This is a genomic window from Paenarthrobacter sp. YJN-D, from assembly GCF_015040335.1.
GTDB lineage: Bacteria > Actinomycetota > Actinomycetes > Actinomycetales > Micrococcaceae > Arthrobacter > Arthrobacter nicotinovorans.
Genome location: NZ_CP053549.1, coordinates 4,022,971 through 4,042,743 on the forward strand (window position 1 = coordinate 4,022,971; position 19,773 = coordinate 4,042,743).

Genomic DNA, 19,773 nt, shown 5'->3' on the forward strand with positions numbered 1-19,773 from the left:
AGCCTAATAGTTAGGGACCCTAATAGTCAAGGTGCAGCCGCCCACACGTGGAGGGCAGCTGCACCTAGAGCTTGAGCTTCATGCCCTCATGGCTCGCAACAAACCCCAGCCGCTCGTAGAAGCGGCGCGCCGCAACCCGGGATTTGTCCGTCGTGAGCTGGACCAGCGAGCAGCCGCGCTCCCGGGCCTGGTCGATGGCCCACTGGATCATGAGCGCACCGACACCCTGCCCACGCAGCTCCCCGGACACGCGCACGGCCTCGATCTGCGAGCGCCAGGAGCCCTTGCGGGACAAGCCTGGAACGTAGCTGACCTGGAAGGTAGCCACCACTTCGCCATCGAGTTCCCCCACCACCAAAAGGTGGGCCGGGTCGGCGTCGATCGCGTCAAAGGCCCGCTCGTACGGCGCCGGATCATCGACACTTTCGCGGACGGCACCCAGCTGGTCGTCGGCGAGCAGTGCGAGAATCCGCGGCAGATCGCCCCTGCGGGCGCGCCGCAGGGAGAACGTTCCACCCTCGACGGCGGCGGTCATCAAAGCGGGCGCGGCGGCAGGTTCCGTAGTCACGACCCCAGCATGCCAGTTTCTCGGAACCTAGTGTTGCTAAGTACCGGTACCTAGTTCTACTATGTAGTGGTAGCTAGTAATACTGAGTAGCGAGGGAGGTGTCCGATGGGCAAGCAAATGACAGAGATGCTCAAAGGCACATTGGAGGGCATCGTCTTGGCCCTCCTGACCGGAAAGGCAGCGTACGGGTATGAAATCACCACGCTGCTCCGGGAGCAGGGCTTCACCGAGATCGCTGAGGGCACCGTTTACGCGCTGCTGGTCAGGATCGAACAAAAGGGGCTGGTGGACGTCGAGAAGCGGCCGTCCGAAAAGGGGCCACCCCGCAAGGTGTACACGCTCAACCCCCAGGGCGAAAAAGAACTGAACGAATTCTGGAACACCTGGAGCTTCTTGTCCGAACGGCTTGAACAGCTCCGCAAGGAAGGAAAATAACATGGCAGCAAAATGGATCGAGCTCGTCACCGGATCGCTCGAACAGAAGAAGCAGTACAAGCAAGCCAAGGCACGGTTGGATGCCCTGCCCGAGCCGTACCTCACCGTAGCCACCGCCTTCAACCGGTACTTGATGTACTACGGCGGCGTGACCGAAGGCGACACCATGGTCCAGATGTTCACGGACCTGGCGGACCTCTGGGAACGCGCAGCCGTCGACGGTACGCCCGTGAGCGGGATCGTCGGCGACGATCCCATCGAATTCGCAGAGACCTTTGCCCAGGCGTACGGCGGGAAGCGCTGGATCGACAAGGAGCGCGAGCGCCTCAACAAAGCAATCGACAAAGCGAAAGAAGCGGAATCATGACTTCCACAGCAATCCGGGTGCAGGGCATAGAGAAGTCGTACAAAGATCTCCACGTCCTCCGCGGGGTGGATTTCGAGGTCGCGTCAGGCAGCATCTTCGCCCTTCTCGGCTCCAACGGGGCCGGCAAGACCACCATGGTGAAGATCCTGTCCACGCTGCTCACAGCGGACGGCGGGCAGGCCGCCGTCGAGGGTTTCGACGTTGCAACCGAGTCGCTTCAGGTGCGGCAGTCCATCAGCCTCACCGGTCAGTTCGCCGCAGTGGACGAGGTGTTGACCGGCAGGGAGAACCTGGTACTCGTGGCGAAGCTGCGGCACTTGAAGAATCCCGGCGGGATCGCCGACGAGTTGCTGGGCCGGTTCAGCCTCACCGATGCCGGCTCCCGCAAAGTGGCAACCTACTCCGGCGGCATGCGTCGCCGGTTGGACATCGCCATGAGCCTGATCGGCGATCCGAAGGTGATCTTCCTGGACGAGCCCACCACCGGACTCGACCCGGAAGCCCGCCTGGAGGTGTGGCAGATCGTCAAGAACCTTGCCAACAAAGGCACCACGGTCCTGCTCACCACCCAGTACCTCGACGAGGCCGAACAGTTGGCAGACCGCATCGCCATCCTTCATGAGGGACGCATCATCGCCAACGGCACGCTCCAGGAGCTGAAGCAGCTGCTGCCGCCCGCCAAGGTGGAGTACGTGGAAAAGCAACCAAGCCTGGAGGACATCTTCCTGGCCCTCGTGGGAAGCACCGGAACAAGCGAGCCAGCAAAGGACAGGTCATGAACACCCACTTCTTCACAGACACCTCGGTCCTGCTGGGCCGTTCCATGCGGCACATCTTCCGCAGCGTGGACACCATCATCACCACCGCGATCACCCCGATCGCCCTGATGCTGCTGTTCGTCTATGTTTTCGGCGGCGCCATCCGGACCGACACTGAAAACTACGTCAACTACCTGCTCCCGGGCATCATGCTGATAGCCATCGCTTCGGGCATCGCGTACACGGCGGTCCGCCTCTTCACGGATCTGCAGGGCGGCATCTTCGAGCGGTTCCAATCCATGCCGATCGCGCGCTCCTCGGTCCTGTGGGCACACGTCCTGACATCGTTGGTGGCCAACGGACTTTCGCTGGTGATCATCGTCGGAGTTGCACTGCTCATGGGCTTCAGGACTTCGGCGAACGTGCTGGACTGGCTGGCCGTAGCTGGAATCCTGGCACTGTTCACCCTAGCGCTGACGTGGATCGCCATCATCGCGGGCCTTTCGGCGAAGTCCGTGGACGGCGCCGGCGGCTTCTCCTACCCGCTGATCTTCCTGCCGTTCATCAGCTCGGCGTTCGTTCCGACGGAAACCATGCCCGGTCCGGTCCGCTGGTTCGCCGAGAACCAACCGGTGACGTCCATCGTGAACACCATCCAGGACCTGTTCGCCCAACGACCGGCCGGAACGGATATTTGGGTAGCACTGGCCTGGTGCCTTGGAATCCTCGTCGTCTCCTACGCCTTTGCCACGGCGGCCCACAAGCGCCGGAACGCCTAGCGGCCCGTGTTCTGAAACCCAGCCCGAACCAACGGCCAAAGCTCCCTTTTCCACAAGGGAGCTTTCGCCATGCAGACCGATTGGCCATTGGTCAGACATTAGCTATAGCTTTATCCAACAGATTTGTAACGGCCGTCACTATTCTGACGGTTCCTCCGAAGGGTTCTTGAACTAATGTCCGACCAGACAACACAGGGGCAGCTCCGCGCCTCCAGCAGGGACAGCGAGCCCCACCTCTCACGCTCGCTCAGCAACCGCCACATCCAGCTCCTGGCCATCGGCGGCGCCATCGGAACGGGCCTCTTCATGGGCTCCGGCAAGACCATCTCGGTCGCCGGGCCCTCGGTGATCTTCGTCTATATGATCATCGGCTTCATGCTCTTCTTCGTGATGCGCGCCATGGGCCAGCTCCTGCTGTCCAACCTGAACTACAAATCCTTCAGCGATTTCGCGGGCGACCTCCTGGGCCCGTGGGCCGGCTTCTTTACCGGTTGGACGTACTGGTTCTGCTGGGTAGTCACCGGCGTTGCGGACGTGATCGCCATTGCGGGCTACGCCAATGAGCTCTGGCCGGGAATCCAGCTGTGGATCCCGGGCCTGGCCACCATCATCATCCTGCTCCTCCTGAACCTGCCCACCGTCAAAGCCTTCGGCGAGACCGAGTTCTGGTTCGCGCTCATCAAGATCGTGGCCATCGTCGCGCTGATCGTCGTGGGCCTGGTCATGATCTTCACCGGCTTCCAGTCCAACGCAGGCACCGCCAGCTTCACCAACCTCTGGAGCCACGGCGGCTTCTTCCCCAAGGAATTCATGGGCTTCGTGGCCGGCTTCCAGATCGCCGTGTTCGCGTTCGTGGGCATCGAACTGGTGGGCACTGCCGCTGCAGAAACCAAGAACCCGGAGCACAACCTGCCCCGCGCCATCAACGCCATTCCCCTGCGCGTCATGCTCTTCTACGTAGGCGCCCTGATCATCCTCATGTCGGTCACCCCGTGGACCGAATTCAAGGCAGGCCAGAGCCCGTTCATCGCCATGTTCTCCCTGGCGGGCCTGGGCATGGCAGCGACTGTGGTGAACCTGGTGGTGCTCACCTCTGCCATGTCCTCGGCCAATTCGGGCATCTACTCGACGTCCCGCATGGTCTACGGCCTGGCAAATGACGGCGACGCACCCAAACTCTTCGGCCGGCTCTCCAGCCGCAAAGTACCCCAGAACGCACTGTTCCTCTCCTGCGTCCTGTTGCTGGCCGGCGTCGCGCTTCTCTACGCGGGCAAGGACGTTGGCGTGGCGTTCGACATGGTGACCACCGTGTCCGCAGTCTGCTTCATGTTCGTGTGGTCCATCATCCTGGCCAGCTACCTGGTGTACCGCAAGCGCCGCCCCGAGCTGCACGCGGCCTCGCCGTTCAAGATGCCCGGCGGCGTTCCGATGGTGTGGGTAGTGTTCGCCTTCTTCGCATTCCTTGTCTGGGCGCTCACTACGCAGCCCGACACCCTCACGGCACTGCTGGTGACACCCATCTGGTTCGCAATCCTCGGCGTCGCGTACGCCGTAGTCCGCAAGTCTCCGCTCCACCAGGCCCGCGTAGCTGAGTGGAAGGCGATGTCGGAAGCGGAAACCTCGGCAGCGACAAAGTAGCCCGGACGCGCCAAGAGCGTATATGGGGCTGTGCGGTGCGAATTGCACGGCAGCCCCATATACGCTCTTTCGCTTGGCGACGGGTCCTAACGGACGTCGGCGCCGGCCATCCTGGAGAGGATCAGGCTTCCGCCTGCCGGTCCTCCACCAGCTTCTGCACGGCGGGGAATAGCGGGTGCGTCGGCGGCAGTTCCGTAACGCGTTCGACGACGGCGGCCGCGTCCAGTTCGGACAGCATCCTGGCAAGCTCCACGGCTTCGTCATCGGCACCGTCGTCAAAACGGAGGGCCGCCGACATCGCCTCGAGCAGGGCCACCGGGGTGACGCCCCGCTCTGCCAGCTCGGCCGCCGGACCAACGAACCGCTCGTGCCGGCCAAGCTTCCGCAGCGGCGCACGGCCCACGCGGTTCACGGTATCCGGCAGGTGCGGGTTGCTGAAGCGTTGCAGGATTTTCTGGACGTACGCTTCCTGCTCGGCCTCCACGAAACCGTGCTTGGCGACCAGGAGTTCCTTGGTTTCCTCCAGCACGGCCCGGACCTTGGCGGCCACGGCGGGATCGGCCATGGCGTCGGAGATCTTCTCAAGCCCTGCACCGTAGCCGAAATACGCCGCCGACGCATGGCCTGTGTTCACCGTGAACAGCTTCCGCTCGATGTACGGTCCCAGCTCGTCCACGAACGTCGCGCCGGGGATGCTCGGCGCATTGCCGCGGAACGGCGTACGGTCGATGACCCACTCGTAGAACGTTTCCACCGTGACGTCCAGGCCTTGGCCTGGTGCCTGGTTGGGCACGATCCGGTCCACTGCGGTGTTGGCAAAAACCGCGACGGCGTCCAGGTCACCGGCAGAATCGTCCCAGGCAGCCCGGATCTCCGTGTGGAGGAGGTCCGTGGCATTGATGGCGTTCTCGCAGGCCATGACCTGCAGCGGAGGGAGGTCCACGGGCCGGGCGGCCAGCCCGCGGGCGATCACCGGCGCCACGAACTTCAGGATGTGGGGCCCCACCGCGGTGGTGACCACATCCGCCGTCGCGATTTCCTCCACAACAGCGGTTTCCTGTGCAGCCGAGTTCAAGGCGCGGAAGCCTTCCACGGTCTTGACCGCCGGGTTTTCGCCTACCTCATGGACGTCGTAGCTGCTGGCCTCCGCGAGCTGGCTGATGAGTGCATCCGCGACGTCGGCGAACACCACCTCATACCCGGCTTCGTGCAGCAGCAGCCCCACGAAGCCCCGCCCGATGTTGCCTGCCCCAAAATGGACTGCCTTCACTATGCGTTGACCTTTCCGAACAGCTCCAGGACTTCATCCACCGTGGTTGCCTGCTCCAACTGGGCAACCTGTGCCTTGTTGGTGAAGATCTTGGCGATGGAAGAGAGGATGTGGAGGTGTTCGTTGTTGATGCCGGCCACGCCGACTACGAACTTCACTTGCTTGCCGCCCCAGTCGATGCCCTCTGGGTACCGGATGATGGACACGGCCGAGTGGTTGATGTGTTCCTTGGCATCGTTGGTGCCGTGAGGGATCGCCAGGAAGCTGCCCATGTAGGTGGACACGGATTCCTCACGCTCGTGCATGGCATGGACGTAGCTGACATCCACGGCGCCACGGTCCAGCAGCAGCTTTCCGGCCTCGTCGATCGCACTGTCGCGGTCGCGGGAGGTGCCGTTCAGGATCACGCTTTCGCGAAGCAGGACGCCTTTGCCTTCGACGGCGGCAGCCGGCTCGGCGGCATGGGCACCATGGGCGGGGGCTTCTTCGACGGCCCCCGAAGGAGCAGCCGCTGCTGGAGCGCCTTCGCTGTTACTCGAACGTACCAAGTCAACGATTTCGTCGTACCTGGGGCTGTTCATGAAGTTGTCTACCGAGTAGTGCACGGCGCTGGACGTGCGCGGTTGTGCACGTTCGGTGAGGTCCTGGTGGGTGACCACGACGTCGTAGGTGTCGCTGAGGTTGGCGATGGCCGAGTTGGTGACCTTGACGTCCGGGAAGCCGGCCGCCTTGATCTTGTTGCGGAGGACGGAGGCACCCATGGCACTCGAGCCCATGCCGGCGTCGCAGGCAAACACGATGTTCCGGACCGGACGGGTCAGGACGGTGCCTTCACCCTGGGCTGCTTGCCGGTCTCCCACGAGGGCGGAGGAGACGGAGCTCTTCTTGCCCTTCATGGCTTCCATGCGGGACGTGGCTTCACTGAGATCGTCGTCGCCCTTGTTCTTGGACGTGCGCAGGATCAGGGAGGCGATCAGGAAGGACACAGTGGTGGCAAGCACGACAGCGAGGACCACGCCCACGTAGCTGTCACGTGAGGTTTGGGCTATGACGGCAATGATGGAACCCGGAGCTGCCGGAGCCACGAGACCGGAGTTGGTGATGGCCAGGGTAGCGATGCCCGTCATGCCGCCGCCGATGGCAGCGAGGATGAGGATGGGCTTCATCAGGACGTACGGGAAATAGATCTCGTGGATTCCGCCCAGGAAGTGGATGATCGCAGCACCGGGAGCCGATGCCCGTGCAGCACCACGGCCGAAGAACATGTAGGCCAGCAGGATGCCCAGGCCGGGGCCGGGGTTGGCTTCGAGCAGGAACAGGATGGACTTGCCCTGGTCCAGCGACTGCTGGATGCCCAGCGGTGTCAGTACGCCGTGGTTGATGGCGTTGTTCAGGAAGAGGACCTTGGCAGGCTCGATGAAGATGCTGGTGAGGGGCAGCAGGCCGTTGTCCACCAGGAACTGAACCACTGAGCCGGCACCGGCTGTGAAGGCCTTGACTACGGGGGTCAGGCCGTAGAACCCGAGCAGGGTCAGAATTCCGCCCCAGATACCGGCGGAGAAGTTGTTGACCAGCATTTCGAAGCCCGGACGGATCTTGCCGTCCCAGATGCTGTCGATCTTTTTCATGGTCCAGCCGCCCAGCGGCCCCATGATCATGGCCCCGATGAACATAGGAATACCCGTGCCCACAATGACACCCATGGTGGCGATGGCACCCACCACACCGCCGCGGACGTCATAGACCATCCGGCCACCGGTGTAGGCAATCAGAAGCGGAAGCAGGTAGTTGACCATTGGGCCCACAAGGCCCACGTTGGCAACACCCTCGGCGTTGGTCCCATAGCCCCCGAGTTCCGGGACGGGAATCCAGCCCTTCTCGATGAACAGGGCCGTGATGAGGCCCCAGGCGATGAAGGCGCCGATGTTGGGCATGATCATGCCGGACAGGAATGTTCCGAACTTCTGGACTCCAACGCGGGCGCTGGTGCGGGGCTTCGCAACTGTCTCTGTTGCCATGTGAATTCCTAACGTGTTTCCCGCGGCGGCGCGGGGTCAGTCGATATAGAGATCGAGAGAGAGCAGCTAGGAGCTGCTGGAAATGCGGTGAAGCCATTCCAGGAAAAGCTTCAGTTCAGAGCTGGAAAGTTGGTCCGAATGCGAGGCCTGCAGTGCCGCATTCAGGGCGATTGCCGCAACAACTACCGACGACTTACCGGAGTCGTCCGCTGCGGCGCCACGGGCGGTTTCCGTGGAGACGGCAAAAATCATGGAATCCCGGGTCATCGTTGAGAGCTCGAGGTTCCGTTCTTCCACCGGTTCAGCGATCAGCATGAGCGTGACGCCCACGTTGGCCGCGAGAATGCTCCGTGCCGCTTCGCGGGGCGGCACGTTGATCTGACCTGCGATGGCGGCCTTGTTCAACATCTCTTCCAGGAGCGCTTCAGCATCGGCCACGATTGCCGGGCGGCTCTCCGGCCTGATGTTGCCGAACATGACCAAGTACAGATGGGGTTGGGTCAGTCCGAACTGGACGTGGTTGTCCCACATCCGCCGGACGTCTTCCAAGGGCTCCCCGGACGGCGCAAAGTCCCGCTCCCCCGCCACGTACTCTTCGAAGCCTGCTGATACGACGGCGTCGAACAGTCCTTCCTTGTCACCAAAGTGGTGGTAGAGCGTAGGCGCCGTGACACCGGCAAGCTTGGTGATCTGGCGCGTTGAGACCGCTGACCCCTCCGAATTCGCCAGCAATTCGGCAGCTGCGCGAAGCAACCGAATTTTAGGCGGAAGCTGGTCATCGAAACTCATAACCGCTACCCTAGCACCTATAGCGTTGCTATATGAAGTGGCTCACAAAGGAATTTTGTAGGCTGGTTACAGAGGCTCCCGGTGCCGTCGCCGACGGGTCTGAAACAACAAGCAGGAACAGAGGATTCAGTGCAGAATTTCCAAGGAGTTGGGGTAAGCCCTGGCCGCATCACGGGTTCCGTCCGCCAGATGCCCAAGCCGGTGAGTGAACCGCCGTCGGGGGAACGCCTGGCCGCGGACGTCGCTCCGGAAGACGCCGTCGCGCGTTTGAAGGCAGCCGCGCAAGCCGTCCATGACGAACTCAAGGCGCGCGCGGAAACTGCCTCCGGCGACGGCAAGGCCGTCCTTGAGGCCACCGCCCTCATGGCCAAAGACACCATGCTGCTGAAATCGGCGGGCAAACTCGTCAACGCCGGAACCTCCGCAGAACGGGCCATCTGGGAAGCCGGCGCATCGGTCTCCGAAATGCTGCACAACCTGGGCGGCTACATGGCCGAGCGCGCCACCGACGTCCTGGATGTCCGCGCACGCATTGTTGCTGAACTCCGGGGTGTCCCCGCACCGGGCATCCCGTCCTCCGAAACACCCTTCATCCTGGTAGCCGAGGATCTCGCTCCCGCCGACACTGCGACCCTGAATCCCGCAGTTGTCCTGGCGCTGGTGACCTCAGGCGGCGGGCCGCAGTCCCATACGGCGATCATCGCGCGCTCCCTTGGCCTGCCCGCCGTCGTTGCGGCCCACGGCGTGGACGGGATCGCGGACGGCTCAGAGGTTTATGTGGACGGCGCTGCCGGCTTCGTCGCCGTCGAACCGACCGAGGAACAACGTGCACTTGCCACCGCCTGGGCGGAAACTTCCGCCACGCTGGCAGCCTTCGACGGAAACGGCACGACGGCGGACGGCCACCTGGTCCCGCTCCTCGCCAATGTGGGCGGAGCCAAGGATGCCGTGGCAGCTGCGAAGCTGGGCGCCCAGGGCGTTGGCCTGTTCCGCACCGAATTCTGCTTCCTGGAGCGCGACACCGAGCCCTCCGTGGATGAGCAGGCCGCCGCCTACAAAGCCGTGTTTGACGCGTTCCCGGGCAAAAAGGTGGTCCTCCGCACCCTCGACGCCGGCGCCGACAAGCCCCTCCCCTTCCTCACGGATGCCACCGAGCCCAACCCTGCACTGGGCGTTCGCGGCTACCGCACCGACTTCACCACCCCGGGCGTCCTGGAACGCCAGCTCGAGGCGATCGCCCGCGCCGCGTCGGAATCCGAGGCCGATGTGTGGGTCATGGCTCCTATGATCTCCACAGCTGCCGAGGCAGGACGCTTTGCCTCGCTCTGCGCAGCAGCGGGAATCCGGACGCCAGGCGTAATGGTGGAGGTCCCCTCCGCCGCGCTGACGGCCGCAACCGTGCTGCGTGAAGTGGGATTCGCGTCCCTGGGCACGAACGACCTCACCCAGTACGCCATGGCCGCCGACCGCCAGCTGGGCCCCCTCGCGGATCTGAACACTCCGTGGCAGCCCGCGGTGCTGCGGCTGGTGCAGCTCACCGTGGAAGGCTCGGCACAAGAGGGCAACAACAAGCCCGTTGGCGTCTGTGGCGAGGCCGCCGCGGACCCCGCCCTCGCCGTCGTCCTCACCGGACTGGGCGTCACCACACTGTCCATGACCGCGCGCTCGTTGGCCGCGGTCGGGACCGTGTTGAAGACCGTCACGCTGGAGCAGGCGCAGGAACTTGCACGCCTGGCTCTTTCCGCCCCCAGCGCCACCGAGGCACGCGACTGGGTCCGCGCCAAGCTCCCCGTGCTCGAAGAGCTCGGCCTCTAACCCTTCCCGCACCAACGCAAGGAGAAACCATGCCAGAACGCACAGCAACCGTAGCCAGCCGCTCCGGACTGCACGCCCGGCCCGCTGCCCTGTTCGCCGAGGCAGCCGGCGAGCAGCCGGTGGATGTCACCATCGCCATGCAGGGCCAGCCCGAGGACGAAGCGATGGACGCGGCCAGCATCCTCTCGCTTATGACCCTCGGCGCTGCGAAGGGTGACGTGGTGGTGCTTCGGGCCGAGGGGGACGGTGCCGATGCCGCGCTGGACGCACTGGTGAAGCTGCTGGAAACGGATCTGGACGCGGAGTAAGTTCTTCCTCCACGCCGCAGGCTAGGCTTCTGCCATGGCATTGATAGCTCCCCGCGTCACAGCAGGCCTCCCCACCGACGACGCCCGGAACCTGGCACGCTCCCTCAACGACAGCGACGACATCACCGTGTTCGTGGACGGCACGGTCCACCGCCTGCCCGATCAGGCGCGGGACGCTGTCGTCGACCTCCTTGCGAGGCTCGGGCGGGGCGAAACGGTGACCGTCAGCAGCGTGGAGGAAATGCTGACGACTTCGCAGGCTGCGGAGCTTGCCGGGATCTCGCACACCTATCTGCGGAACATGACCGACCGTGGCGAGATTCCGGTGGAGTACCGGGGAACGCATCGTCGGATCCGGCAGGCGGCGATCATTGCGTGGCTGGAAACCCAGAAGCGCAAGCAGGACGAAACCGCCGCTGCGGAGGCTGCGGAAAGCGACTGAAAGCGTCCGAGTGATAAGGATCAAGCAACGATCCCAGCCAACAGGCGGGGACCTGTAAAGCCCGGGGTTACGCTTGATCGGTGGGCAATTTCAAAGGGTGGCATATCGTGGCCGGTTTGGCTGCGCTTGCCCTTGCCATACCCTTGGGCTCAGCCATGGGATTGAACTTTGTGGCCACCTTCATGTTCGCGTGCACGGTGTTCGTGGCGGTCACCATGTGGACCGAATCGAAAATCGCACGACGCCGGGAGGCGGCTGACGCTGCGAAGGCAGCTGATGCGCGGCCGGCCGACTCCAATGAATCGGACGACGCCGCGCGGGACTAGCTCGCACCGGCGAGCCCTCCGAAACCGACAGCATGCTGTTCAATAGCTGTATGGCTTCAAGGTACTTTTCCGTCATTTATCCCGCATGAGCGCGCTACTGTCCTCCGACATAGAGGCCCATGGCCTCACCGGACGCATCTTCTGGACCGAGGGGTCTCCCGACCCCGGGTCCGCCGCCGGGGCCGGGTCGGCAGAGAAGCCTGCCTACATCCTGATCCACGGCATCGGGGTTTCCCACCGGTACCTAGCACGACTGCACGCCGTGCTGGCGGCGCATGCGCCCACGTACTCCTTCGACCTGCCGGGCTTCGGCGGCACTCCCCGACCCGGCAGGCAACTCCAGGTCGAGGACTACGGTGCCTTCATTGCCGGGGCCCTGGCATCCCGCGGCATCGACTCCTACATTTTGGTAGGCCACTCCATGGGGGTGCAGTTCGCCATTGAGGCTGCACTGCACCGGCCGGAAAGTGCACGGCAGCTTGTGCTCATGGGGCCGGTTGTCGATTCGCGGCACAAGAACGTGATGCAGCAGTCGATTGCCCTGACACTGGATGGCATCCTCCGCGAGAGTCCTTCGTCCAACTGGATCGTCATGGGGGACTACTTCCGGTGCGGACCGCGCTGGTACGTCACCGAACTGCCCGTGATGATGAAGTACCCGACCCTGGATCGGCTGTCCGGCATCGATGTCCCGGTCCTGGTTCTCCGGGGAAGCCGCGACAATGTTGCCGGACCGGATTGGTCCTTGAGGCTTTCGCGGGCGGTGGCCCAAGGGCGCCTGGTGGAAATTCCCGGCGTCGGCCACGTTGCCCAGCACATGCGCCCCAAAGCCGTGGCGGACGCCATCCGCAGCTTCGTCAACGCCACCACCCGGCACCGCTGAGCAAGCAGGACGCCGAGGCGCAGGGAGCCGCATTGGCACGGGCACCTCTGCGGACGGCCTTGTTGGCGCGGCCCGTCCCGGATAGGCTTGCGGAGCAAGCTAATTAGTAAGCTTACTTACGAAAGGGCTCACCATGACCAGCTATGACCCGGAAGACGATCCCCGGACCTTCGGCGTGAGCGGCGCCAGTGGACCCATCGACACTACCGCCGACGCGGACAGCATCCACGAAGATCCCGACATGCGCCAGGACGAGGACGACGACCCCGCTTCCTCGGCCAATCCCGACCCCCTGGATGGAAACGTCACAGGCCTCGAGCCAGGCGGCGGCGTGCCCCCGGGAGAAACCCCGCCCGCCGAAGGCAGCATGAGCAGCGACCAGGGGCACGAGGAGTAGTTCCCCGCCGGGCCACTACGGCAGGCTCAGGATCTCCCCAAGGTCGTACTCCGCAGGCTCTTCCAGCTGCGAGTACGTGCAACTTTCAGGAGTCCGGTCCGGCCGCCACCGACGGAACTGCGTCGTGTGGCGGAACCGGTCACCCTCCATGTAGTCGTAGGCCACCTCGATCACCAGTTCGGGGCGCAGCGGCACAAAGGAGAAGTCCTTTCCGGCGCTCCACCTGCTCTGCGCCCCGGGCATCCGTGACCCCCCGGGCGAATCGTCCTGCTTGGCCCACTCGCCCCACGGATGGTCGCCGAGCTCCACTTGATAGGGCTCAAGCTCCGCCACCAACGCCTCCCGCTTTGCCATGGGGAATGACGCCACGACGCCGACGTGATGAAGCCGGCCTGAGTCGTCGTAGAGCCCCAGGAGCATCGACCCCACAACTTTCGCGGTCTTGTGCCAACGGAATCCGGCCACCACGCAATCGGCTGTCCGCTCATGCTTCGTCTTGAACATCACCCGCTTGTTCGGCTGGTAGGTGCCGTCGAGCGGTTTCGACAGCACGCCGTCGAGGCCTGCTCCCTCAAGCTGCACGAACCATTCCTTGGCGCGCCCCAGGTCCGTCACCGCAGGCGTTACGTATACAGGAGGCCGGGCGTCGGCGAGGGCCTTCTCCAAGGCAGCGCGCCGCTCGGCGAAGGGCCGGCCGGTCAGATCCTCGTCGCCGAGGGCAAGCAGGTCGAACGCCACCAGGGACGCCGGCGTCTTCTCCGCAAGCATCCGAACCCGGCTGTCCGCGGGATGGATTCGCTGCTGCAGCACCTCGAACTCAAGCCTGTTGCCTTGGATCAGGATGATCTCGCCGTCCACAACGCACTTGTCCGGAAGGTTCTTCTTCAGCGCTTCCACCAGCTCCGGGAAGTAACGGGTCATGGGCTTCTCGTTGCGGCTGCCCAGGACGATGTCGTCCCCGTCCTTGAAGACGATGGTCCGGAATCCGTCCCATTTGGGCTCGTAATGCCCAACGTCGGGGATGTTCGTGACGGACTTGGCGAGCATGGGCGAAACGGGCGGCATCACTGGTAGGTCCATAGCTCATGTCTACCGGCCAGTACGTGCCCAAGGCTAGTGTTGGCGGATGGACATCTTGGCCGTGTTGGCAGCAGTGCTCGGAGTTCCCGCGCTCATAGGCGCGCTTTGGTACTGGATTGCGCGGGAGAACAAGCGCGGCGTCCGGCGGGCCGCAGCAGGCGGCTTGCTGGGGATCGCAGACGAAGTCTTCCGCCCTGCCACACATCAGGCCCACCAGGTCCGGAAAATCGAACACGAACTCCCCGCCCCCGCGCCGGCCCCGAAGCCTAAGCGGTAGCACCCTCCCGCGGGGGCAGAACTACCGCCCGTTACATTAATGTGACTTTACTTTCCGCCTCCTGTACGGTCGTAGGGCGACCCGATCTCCGCTGGGCCGCTTCTGGATTGACGCCGGGCTCTGCCGCAATCCAGGATCCGCCAGACCCGCGGCAGAGACGGGGGACCCACAGTTTCCCGGGCTTGTTTTCTCCGCAAGCCCTTGGGGTGAAGCCGCCACGCGCGGCCGGACGGCCTCGTCCGAACCCGACAGCTAACCTCGCAGGCGTTGAGAGGCACAACCATGTCCCCAACCATGGATAACCCACGCCGCGCGCAACTCGAGCGCGAGCGCACCAAGCCAACCGGACGCCGTCGGGCCCAACCCAGCGGATCCCCGGAACCAGCCACGACGGCGATCCCCACCCAAGCAGAACCCGCCACGACGGCGATCCCCACCGTAACGGCACCCACTCCGGCATCACCCGCTACGGCTGCGCCCATCACGCGGGCTGCGGCCCGGGCCGCTGAGCGTGAGCGTGCGGCAAGGGCTGTGATCGCCCCTGCCGAGCCGAAGGCAGCCCCTGCGCTTCCGGAGCCGGCAACCGCAGCGATTCCGGTAGTCGAAGCCGCGCGGGCCGCAGCTCCGGCATCCACCACACCAGGGCCTCCCACGTCAGCCATTCCCGTGGTTGCCGCCCGCAAGGCAGCCACCCGCGGGGAAGCCGGAGCCGAAGCGGCTGCCCCGGCCCCGGCGGCATCCCGCAAGACACCTCCGCCGGTGACGGCATCAACCCTCGGCACCACCTCCTCATTTGGCCGCGAACCCCAAGCTGTTCTGCGGAAAGCCGCGTCGGTGAAGCACATGAGCCAGCGCATGGCAGTGGTTGCCGGAGCGCTGGGCCTGGTACTGACTGCGGGAACCGTCGGGCAGGCACTGGAGCTTCCGTTCTTCGGTCAGGAAAGTCCGGCCCAGGAAGCCAACGGCGGCCAGAGTGGCGAGGACCGCCAACCGGGCTCGGCAGCCCCTGCGCCCCGGGCTTCCTACACCACAGCGTCCTCCCCGTCGTCGTCGGGTCAATCGTCATCCGAAGCAGGCCAACCGGCGACGGTACCGGAAGCGCCTGTGGCGGTTTCGCCGTCGTCGGTTCCTTCACCGCACGTCTCCCTGGCAGCCCCTGTCTGGGTCCCCTCGGCGTCCGCCCCGGCAGTCGCAGCGCCGTCCCCCGTAGCCGGCACTCCGGCTCCGACCCAACCTGCGCCGGCGCCCGGCGACGTGCCCTCGGACACGATCACGACGCCGCCGGCAACACCGACGCCCACCACGACGCCGACGCCGACCACCACTCCCACGCCGACCCCGACGCCAACACCGACGGGAACGCAAACGGCAAAGCCCCGGCCCACCGGCAAGCCCACCGCAGGCACGTCGCCTCAGCCGCAGGCGTCCACCTTGGAGTCGCTCCTTGACGCCGCACAGAAGGCACTGCAGTGAGCACGCGGTTGCCCCGCACCAACGTGCACGCCGGCTGGCACGGGCGGTACTGCAGCAGCAGCCGCACGGCAACGTTCCGGCGCCGTTTGGGCCGCTGGAGTTGCCAGCGGCTGAGGCGCTCCTGACGCGTTCCCCCGTGAACGGCCAGGCAAGCGCATTGGCATCAGATAAGGCAGGTACCCGCGCGGGTACCTGCCTTATCTGTTTCTTGCGCTGAGTTTTGCCGGTGCTTAGATCCGCGGGTCCGGGCTCAGATCCGCGGTCCGGCTCAGATCCGCGGCCTGCCGGCCCAGCGCCGCGCCTTCAAGGCAGCATGCAGTTCAAGCCGGATGGCACCGTTCAAGGGATCAGCACCGATGAGCTGGCGGATGCGTCCGAGCCTGTTGTAGATGCTGCTCCTGTGGAGGTGAAGTTTCGCCGCGACATCCTGCACGGCACTGTCGTTGTCGTAGAGAAGCTCCAGGACCGGCAGGAGCTCGCCGTTTTTGTCCTGGTCCTCAAGCGTCCGGAAATGCACCGAGCCGGTATCGTCCCAGCCGCCCGGTGCCAGCAGGCGGTCAAAGAGCTGGTACACGCCCACGGAACGGCTGTCCACCAGTTCCCCGAGCTGCGCATCCACGGCCGCCGCCTGCGCAGCAACCTTGGACTGCCGGTACGCCCCCGCGAGCTGCCTGATCACCTGGAAGGGTTCGCTGATCCCCAGGATGACGCGGTCCACGGTCCGGCCGGCACGCTTTGCGAGCTCAAGCTGGTAATGGACCAGGACCTGCGCGTGGTCTGCCCGTCCTCCGGATTCCCGGAACAGGACCACCGAGTGGGTTTCCGTGCCCGCGCTGAACAAAGCCGCGTTCACGCCGATGGTGGACTGCAGCGCGGCTGAGCGGTGCGTGAGGGTTGCCGCGATGGGATCGACGTCGGACCGGGCACCTTCGGCGTCAAGGATCGTCACCAGTTGCCACGGGCCGCGGCCTTGGATCTCCTTCCACCCCGCAACGGCCGCCACGGCGTTCGATTCGCCGCCACAGGCCGAGAGGAACTCCTGCTCACGCCGGCGCCGGAACTCGGACTCGGCCGTGTTCGAGTCCAGGAGCAAGCCCGCCAACAGGTCCAGTTCGTCCCGAACGCCGGGCAACTGGGCGAGGATCGCCGTCGCGCTTTGCTCCTCAAGGTCCTGTTGCACCCACAAGTACCCCACACGGAAACCGCGGACCAACAAGGGGACACAGACGCGGCCGAGCATCCCGAGTTCGTCGTTGGCGGGCACCACCACGGGGCGCACGGCGGTGGAGATACCGTGCGAGAGCTGCCAGGCGCTGACGTCGCTGGGGACGCGCTTGCTGAGCAGGAAATTCACCCGGACGCGGTCTGCGTGGGATTGGTTGGAACTGTAGGCGAGAAGAACGCCGTCGAGGTCCTCCAAGGACAGTCCGCGGCCGAGCTTCAGTGCTACGCGTTCAACGATCTGTTCCACGTCTTGCTGCATCCGGAAAGCGTACCAACAGCAGGCGACACCTGACGCCTTGGTGCTCGACAAATGTCGAGCTTGACGGCAGGAGTTCCTTGAATTTCCGGGGGTTTGCTCCCGGGCCGGTCGGGAATCCATGTCGCCTGCCTCACAGCCGGATTTATTCTGGAATCACAGCCCGCAGCAAATATTCGGCCGAACAGGCCGCTAACGATGGAGCCAGCAAATGATCATCGGCGTCCCCAAAGAAATCAAGAACAACGAGTTCCGCGTAGCCATCACGGCCGCCGGCGTCCACGAATTCCGCACCCACGGACACACCGTTCTGGTTGAGCGCGGCGCAGGCCTCGGCTCGGGCATCACCGACGAGGAATACTCGATCGCTGGCGCCGAAATCGTCAACGAAGCCGATGACGTGTGGGGCCGCGCGGACATGGTCATGAAGGTCAAGGAACCCATCGCCGCGGAGTACCACCGCTTCCGCAAGGGCCTGATCCTCTTCACCTACCTGCACCTCGCCGCAGAACCCGAGCTCACCGCCGAGCTCATCAACTCCGGCGTCACGGCCATCGCCTACGAAACCGTGCAGGAAGGCCGCACACTTCCGCTGCTCGCCCCCATGTCCGAGGTCGCAGGCCGCCTGTCCGTCGTGGTCGGCGCTTCCTCGCTGATGGCTCCGGCCGGCGGCAAGGGTGTCCTCCTGGGCGGCGTACCGGGCGTCCGCCCGGCCAAGGTTGTTGTCCTCGGCGCCGGCGTTGCGGGAACCAACGCCGCTGCCATGGCGCTGGGCCTCGGTGCTGATGTCACCATCATGGACATCAACATCAACCGGCTGCGCGAACTGGACGCCCTCTACCAGGGCCGCCTGAAGACCGTTGCCTCCAACGCCTACGAGATCGAGAAGTCAGTCATCGACGCAGATCTCGTGATCGGCTCCGTCCTGATCCCGGGCGCCAAGGCTCCCAAGCTGGTCACCAACGAACTCGTCTCCCGCATGAAGCCGGGCTCGGTCCTGGTGGACATCGCTGTGGACCAAGGCGGCTGCTTCGAGGACACGCACCCCACCACCCACCAGGAACCGACGTACAAGGTCCACAACTCGATCTTCTACTGCGTTGCCAACATGCCTGGCGCCGTTCCGAACACCTCCACGTACGCACTGACCAACGTCACCCTGCGCTACGCCGTGGCACTGGCCAACCTGGGCGTCAAGGCCGCCTTCGACCGCGACCCCGCCCTGGCCGCCGGCCTCAACATCGCCGCAGGCCACGTGGCACACCACTCCGTTTCCGAGGCGCACAACCTGCCCCTCGTCAACGATTGGCACAGCCTGGTCTCCGCCTAAGCAGCCAACCACGACGGCGGGGTGCAGCTTCCACGCGAAGCCGCACCCCGCCGTCGTGGTTTAACGCCTGCCGAAGTGACAGTTAATGCCAATGTTCCCGGGGCAAAGTCATAGGGTCGTTGCAACGCTCTGATTGATGGAGCGTTTTATGGTCAAGTTGTTCCCCAAGGCTGCGCGTACTGAGTTTCTTGATTTGGTGTGTGCGGGGATGCCTGTTCGTACTGCTGCCCGGCGTGTCGGGGCGGTGCACGCTACCGGGCACAATTGGTGGGTTCAGTCTGGCCTAATGATGACCGTGAACCGGGGTGCTACCGGAGGTCTTGCCGATCCTGCTCCTTCAGTCGGGGGCCCTGGCCGTGCGTTGGGTCTGGAAGAGCGAGGCATGATCCAGATGGGTGTGCGGATGGGCCTCAGTTACGCGAAGATCGGCGCATTGATCGGGCGGGATAAGTCCGTAGTTTGGCGGGAGGTCAAACGCCACACGAGCGCGGACGGGAAGTACTACGCCTCGGTCGCTCACGCCAAAGCGCATCAGGACAGGCGCCGTCCCAAACCCTTCAGGCTGGCCAAGGACGAGGGTTTGTGCCGGCTGATCGGCGTCTGGATGGATGACGGGTGGAGTCCGAAGCTGATCTCCTCGATGTTGGCGTATTACTTCGGTGACGATCAGACTATGCAGGTGAGCCACGAGACGATCTACCAGGCCCTTTACGTCCAAACCCGCGGGAACCTGCGGGCGGACCTGGCCGAAAAGCTCAGCCTGAAACGCAAACAACGCATCCCCCACGGCACTGACCGGCGCGCCAACAGCCCCTATAAAGAGGCCTTCAAGATCAGCCAACGTCCCGCCGAGGTCCAGGACCGGGCAGTGCCCGGGCATTGGGAAGGTGACCTCATCATCGGCGCCAACGGGACAGCGATCGGAACCTTGGTGGAACGCTCAACCCGGTTCACGATCCTGCTGCACCTGCCAGGGGAGCACACCGCGGAAACCGTTGCCGCCGCGATGATCCGGGAGATGGCCTCCCTCCCGGATCACCTGCGCCGGTCGATCACCTGGGACCGCGGCACCGAACTGGCCGACTACGCAAAAATCCAGACCGCTCTCGATACGACGATGTACTTCTGCGACCCGCACTCGCCCTGGCAGCGCGGCACCAACGAAAACACCAACCGGCTCCTGCGGTTCTGGTTCGAGAAAGGCACTGACCTTTCAGTGCACACCCCCGAGGACATCCGCCTGGTCGCAGCGAAACTCAACCGCCGCCCCAGACCAACACTGAACCTCGAGACCCCAGCCAACCGGCTAAACCAGCTGCTACAAGCGGCCTAACCCCCAG

Annotated in this window: 21 protein-coding genes and 1 riboswitch; of the genes, 15 read left to right on the forward strand and 6 right to left on the reverse strand. The window is 64.4% G+C overall.

The features are described 5' to 3' along the window. Window positions 1–64: 64 nt before the first annotated feature. Window positions 65–535: a GNAT family N-acetyltransferase gene (locus tag HMI60_RS18625; RefSeq protein ID WP_193591223.1), complete on the reverse strand. Its 471-nt coding sequence runs from the start codon at window positions 533–535 to the stop codon at window positions 65–67. 138 nt (window positions 536–673) lie between these two features. Between HMI60_RS18625 and HMI60_RS18630 the strand changes: the two genes are divergently transcribed. From HMI60_RS18630 to cycA, 5 genes are all read left to right on the forward strand, one after another. Then, entirely contained in the window at window positions 674–1,003 is a 330-nt protein-coding gene (locus tag HMI60_RS18630) for a PadR family transcriptional regulator (protein ID WP_039243288.1), read from the forward strand. Between the two features lies 1 nt (window position 1,004). Beyond that, window positions 1,005–1,370, forward strand: coding sequence for a DUF1048 domain-containing protein (locus tag HMI60_RS18635; protein ID WP_064723657.1), 366 nt, complete (start codon window positions 1,005–1,007; stop codon window positions 1,368–1,370). Beyond that, window positions 1,367–2,149 carry an ABC transporter ATP-binding protein gene (locus HMI60_RS18640; protein WP_064723658.1) on the forward strand — a complete coding sequence of 261 codons (783 nt, stop codon included), beginning with the start codon at window positions 1,367–1,369 and terminating at the stop codon, window positions 2,147–2,149. The genes HMI60_RS18635 and HMI60_RS18640 overlap by 4 nt, the downstream gene beginning before the upstream one ends. After that, on the forward strand, window positions 2,146–2,907 hold the full coding sequence (locus HMI60_RS18645) for an ABC transporter permease (RefSeq protein WP_193590192.1): 762 nt from the start codon (window positions 2,146–2,148) through the stop codon (window positions 2,905–2,907). Before HMI60_RS18640 ends, HMI60_RS18645 begins: the two co-directional genes overlap by 4 nt. A gap of 174 nt (window positions 2,908–3,081) precedes the next feature. Further along, window positions 3,082–4,545 (forward strand): D-serine/D-alanine/glycine transporter, encoded by a 1,464-nt coding sequence (cycA, locus tag HMI60_RS18650; RefSeq protein ID WP_039243291.1) that lies wholly within the window; start codon window positions 3,082–3,084, stop codon window positions 4,543–4,545. A gap of 121 nt (window positions 4,546–4,666) precedes the next feature. On the opposite strand, the gene HMI60_RS18655 is transcribed toward cycA, so the two are convergent. From HMI60_RS18655 to HMI60_RS18665, 3 genes are all read right to left on the reverse strand, one after another. Beyond that, on the reverse strand, window positions 4,667–5,815 hold the full coding sequence (locus tag HMI60_RS18655; RefSeq protein WP_193590193.1) for a mannitol-1-phosphate 5-dehydrogenase: 1,149 nt from the start codon (window positions 5,813–5,815) through the stop codon (window positions 4,667–4,669). Next, the gene (locus HMI60_RS18660) at window positions 5,815–7,833 is read right to left on the reverse strand and encodes a PTS mannitol transporter subunit IICBA (protein WP_064723661.1); all 2,019 of its coding nucleotides are present in this window, start codon (window positions 7,831–7,833) and stop codon (window positions 5,815–5,817) included. Before HMI60_RS18660 ends, HMI60_RS18655 begins: the two co-directional genes overlap by 1 nt. Window positions 7,834–7,899: 66 nt before the next feature. Further along, a complete protein-coding gene (locus HMI60_RS18665) occupies window positions 7,900–8,622 on the reverse strand; it encodes a TetR/AcrR family transcriptional regulator (protein WP_018780189.1) in 723 nt (240 codons plus the stop codon). Between the two features lie 129 nt (window positions 8,623–8,751). Here HMI60_RS18665 and ptsP point away from each other — a divergent pair, with 129 nt between their 5' ends. The 6 genes from ptsP to HMI60_RS18695 all read left to right on the forward strand — a co-directional run bounded on the left by ptsP (window position 8,752) and on the right by HMI60_RS18695 (window position 12,793). After that, window positions 8,752–10,437, forward strand: coding sequence for a phosphoenolpyruvate--protein phosphotransferase (gene ptsP / locus HMI60_RS18670; protein WP_189076902.1), 1,686 nt, complete (start codon window positions 8,752–8,754; stop codon window positions 10,435–10,437). A 29-nt stretch (window positions 10,438–10,466) separates the two neighbouring features. Next, window positions 10,467–10,745, forward strand: a complete 279-nt coding sequence (locus HMI60_RS18675; protein WP_018780191.1) for an HPr family phosphocarrier protein — start codon at window positions 10,467–10,469, stop codon at window positions 10,743–10,745. 34 nt (window positions 10,746–10,779) lie between these two features. Continuing rightward, window positions 10,780–11,187, forward strand: a complete 408-nt coding sequence (locus HMI60_RS18680; RefSeq protein ID WP_018780192.1) for a helix-turn-helix domain-containing protein — start codon at window positions 10,780–10,782, stop codon at window positions 11,185–11,187. Window positions 11,188–11,267: 80 nt separating this feature from the next. Further along, complete coding sequence (locus HMI60_RS18685; protein WP_018780193.1) at window positions 11,268–11,513, forward strand: hypothetical protein; 246 nt, start codon at window positions 11,268–11,270, stop codon at window positions 11,511–11,513. An 85-nt stretch (window positions 11,514–11,598) separates the two neighbouring features. Beyond that, complete coding sequence (locus HMI60_RS18690; protein ID WP_193590194.1) at window positions 11,599–12,396, forward strand: alpha/beta fold hydrolase; 798 nt, start codon at window positions 11,599–11,601, stop codon at window positions 12,394–12,396. A 133-nt stretch (window positions 12,397–12,529) separates the two neighbouring features. Further along, window positions 12,530–12,793 (forward strand): DUF6480 family protein, encoded by a 264-nt coding sequence (locus HMI60_RS18695; protein ID WP_018780195.1) that lies wholly within the window; start codon window positions 12,530–12,532, stop codon window positions 12,791–12,793. A gap of 15 nt (window positions 12,794–12,808) precedes the next feature. Here HMI60_RS18695 and HMI60_RS18700 read toward each other — a convergent pair whose 3' ends face one another. Then, window positions 12,809–13,873: an ATP-dependent DNA ligase gene (locus HMI60_RS18700; protein ID WP_039243303.1), complete on the reverse strand. Its 1,065-nt coding sequence runs from the start codon at window positions 13,871–13,873 to the stop codon at window positions 12,809–12,811. A 46-nt stretch (window positions 13,874–13,919) separates the two neighbouring features. Between HMI60_RS18700 and HMI60_RS18705 the strand changes: the two genes are divergently transcribed. Next, complete coding sequence (locus tag HMI60_RS18705; RefSeq protein WP_193590195.1) at window positions 13,920–14,150, forward strand: hypothetical protein; 231 nt, start codon at window positions 13,920–13,922, stop codon at window positions 14,148–14,150. A gap of 128 nt (window positions 14,151–14,278) precedes the next feature. Continuing rightward, a riboswitch (cyclic di-AMP (ydaO/yuaA leader) is annotated at window positions 14,279–14,429 on the forward strand. 15 nt (window positions 14,430–14,444) lie between these two features. Further along, window positions 14,445–15,623 carry a hypothetical protein gene (locus HMI60_RS18710; protein WP_227453595.1) on the forward strand — a complete coding sequence of 393 codons (1,179 nt, stop codon included), beginning with the start codon at window positions 14,445–14,447 and terminating at the stop codon, window positions 15,621–15,623. Window positions 15,624–15,891: 268 nt separating this feature from the next. On the opposite strand, the gene HMI60_RS18715 is transcribed toward HMI60_RS18710, so the two are convergent. Then, complete coding sequence (locus tag HMI60_RS18715; protein WP_039243307.1) at window positions 15,892–17,106, reverse strand: CdaR family transcriptional regulator; 1,215 nt, start codon at window positions 17,104–17,106, stop codon at window positions 15,892–15,894. 208 nt (window positions 17,107–17,314) lie between these two features. Between HMI60_RS18715 and ald the strand changes: the two genes are divergently transcribed. Together ald and HMI60_RS18725 are read left to right on the forward strand one after the other, a co-directional pair. Beyond that, window positions 17,315–18,433 carry an alanine dehydrogenase gene (ald, locus tag HMI60_RS18720; protein ID WP_018780201.1) on the forward strand — a complete coding sequence of 373 codons (1,119 nt, stop codon included), beginning with the start codon at window positions 17,315–17,317 and terminating at the stop codon, window positions 18,431–18,433. 148 nt (window positions 18,434–18,581) lie between these two features. After that, window positions 18,582–19,766, forward strand: coding sequence for an IS30 family transposase (locus HMI60_RS18725; RefSeq protein WP_193590197.1), 1,185 nt, complete (start codon window positions 18,582–18,584; stop codon window positions 19,764–19,766). Window positions 19,767–19,773: the final 7 nt, after the last annotated feature.

What these genes read in the sequence shown, in the direction of transcription:
- HMI60_RS18645 (WP_193590192.1), top strand. Translation starts at nt 2,146, where the DNA reads ATGAACACCCACTTCTTCACAGACACCTCGGTCCTGCTGGGCCGTTCC.
- HMI60_RS18675 (WP_018780191.1), top strand. Translation starts at nt 10,467, where the DNA reads ATGCCAGAACGCACAGCAACCGTAGCCAGCCGCTCCGGACTGCACGCC.
- HMI60_RS18710 (WP_227453595.1), top strand. Translation starts at nt 14,445, where the DNA reads ATGGATAACCCACGCCGCGCGCAACTCGAGCGCGAGCGCACCAAGCCA.
- HMI60_RS18705 (WP_193590195.1), top strand. Translation starts at nt 13,920, where the DNA reads ATGGACATCTTGGCCGTGTTGGCAGCAGTGCTCGGAGTTCCCGCGCTC.
- HMI60_RS18695 (WP_018780195.1), top strand. Translation starts at nt 12,530, where the DNA reads ATGACCAGCTATGACCCGGAAGACGATCCCCGGACCTTCGGCGTGAGC.
- HMI60_RS18665 (WP_018780189.1), bottom strand. Translation starts at nt 8,622, where the DNA reads ATGAGTTTCGATGACCAGCTTCCGCCTAAAATTCGGTTGCTTCGCGCA.
- HMI60_RS18660 (WP_064723661.1), bottom strand. Translation starts at nt 7,833, where the DNA reads ATGGCAACAGAGACAGTTGCGAAGCCCCGCACCAGCGCCCGCGTTGGA.
- HMI60_RS18690 (WP_193590194.1), top strand. Translation starts at nt 11,599, where the DNA reads ATGAGCGCGCTACTGTCCTCCGACATAGAGGCCCATGGCCTCACCGGA.
- HMI60_RS18630 (WP_039243288.1), top strand. Translation starts at nt 674, where the DNA reads ATGGGCAAGCAAATGACAGAGATGCTCAAAGGCACATTGGAGGGCATC.
- ald (WP_018780201.1), top strand. Translation starts at nt 17,315, where the DNA reads ATGATCATCGGCGTCCCCAAAGAAATCAAGAACAACGAGTTCCGCGTA.
- cycA (WP_039243291.1), top strand. Translation starts at nt 3,082, where the DNA reads ATGTCCGACCAGACAACACAGGGGCAGCTCCGCGCCTCCAGCAGGGAC.
- HMI60_RS18640 (WP_064723658.1), top strand. Translation starts at nt 1,367, where the DNA reads ATGACTTCCACAGCAATCCGGGTGCAGGGCATAGAGAAGTCGTACAAA.
- HMI60_RS18715 (WP_039243307.1), bottom strand. Translation starts at nt 17,106, where the DNA reads ATGCAGCAAGACGTGGAACAGATCGTTGAACGCGTAGCACTGAAGCTC.
- HMI60_RS18680 (WP_018780192.1), top strand. Translation starts at nt 10,780, where the DNA reads ATGGCATTGATAGCTCCCCGCGTCACAGCAGGCCTCCCCACCGACGAC.
- HMI60_RS18725 (WP_193590197.1), top strand. Translation starts at nt 18,582, where the DNA reads ATGGTCAAGTTGTTCCCCAAGGCTGCGCGTACTGAGTTTCTTGATTTG.
- HMI60_RS18635 (WP_064723657.1), top strand. Translation starts at nt 1,005, where the DNA reads ATGGCAGCAAAATGGATCGAGCTCGTCACCGGATCGCTCGAACAGAAG.
- HMI60_RS18625 (WP_193591223.1), bottom strand. Translation starts at nt 535, where the DNA reads ATGACCGCCGCCGTCGAGGGTGGAACGTTCTCCCTGCGGCGCGCCCGC.
- HMI60_RS18700 (WP_039243303.1), bottom strand. Translation starts at nt 13,873, where the DNA reads ATGGACCTACCAGTGATGCCGCCCGTTTCGCCCATGCTCGCCAAGTCC.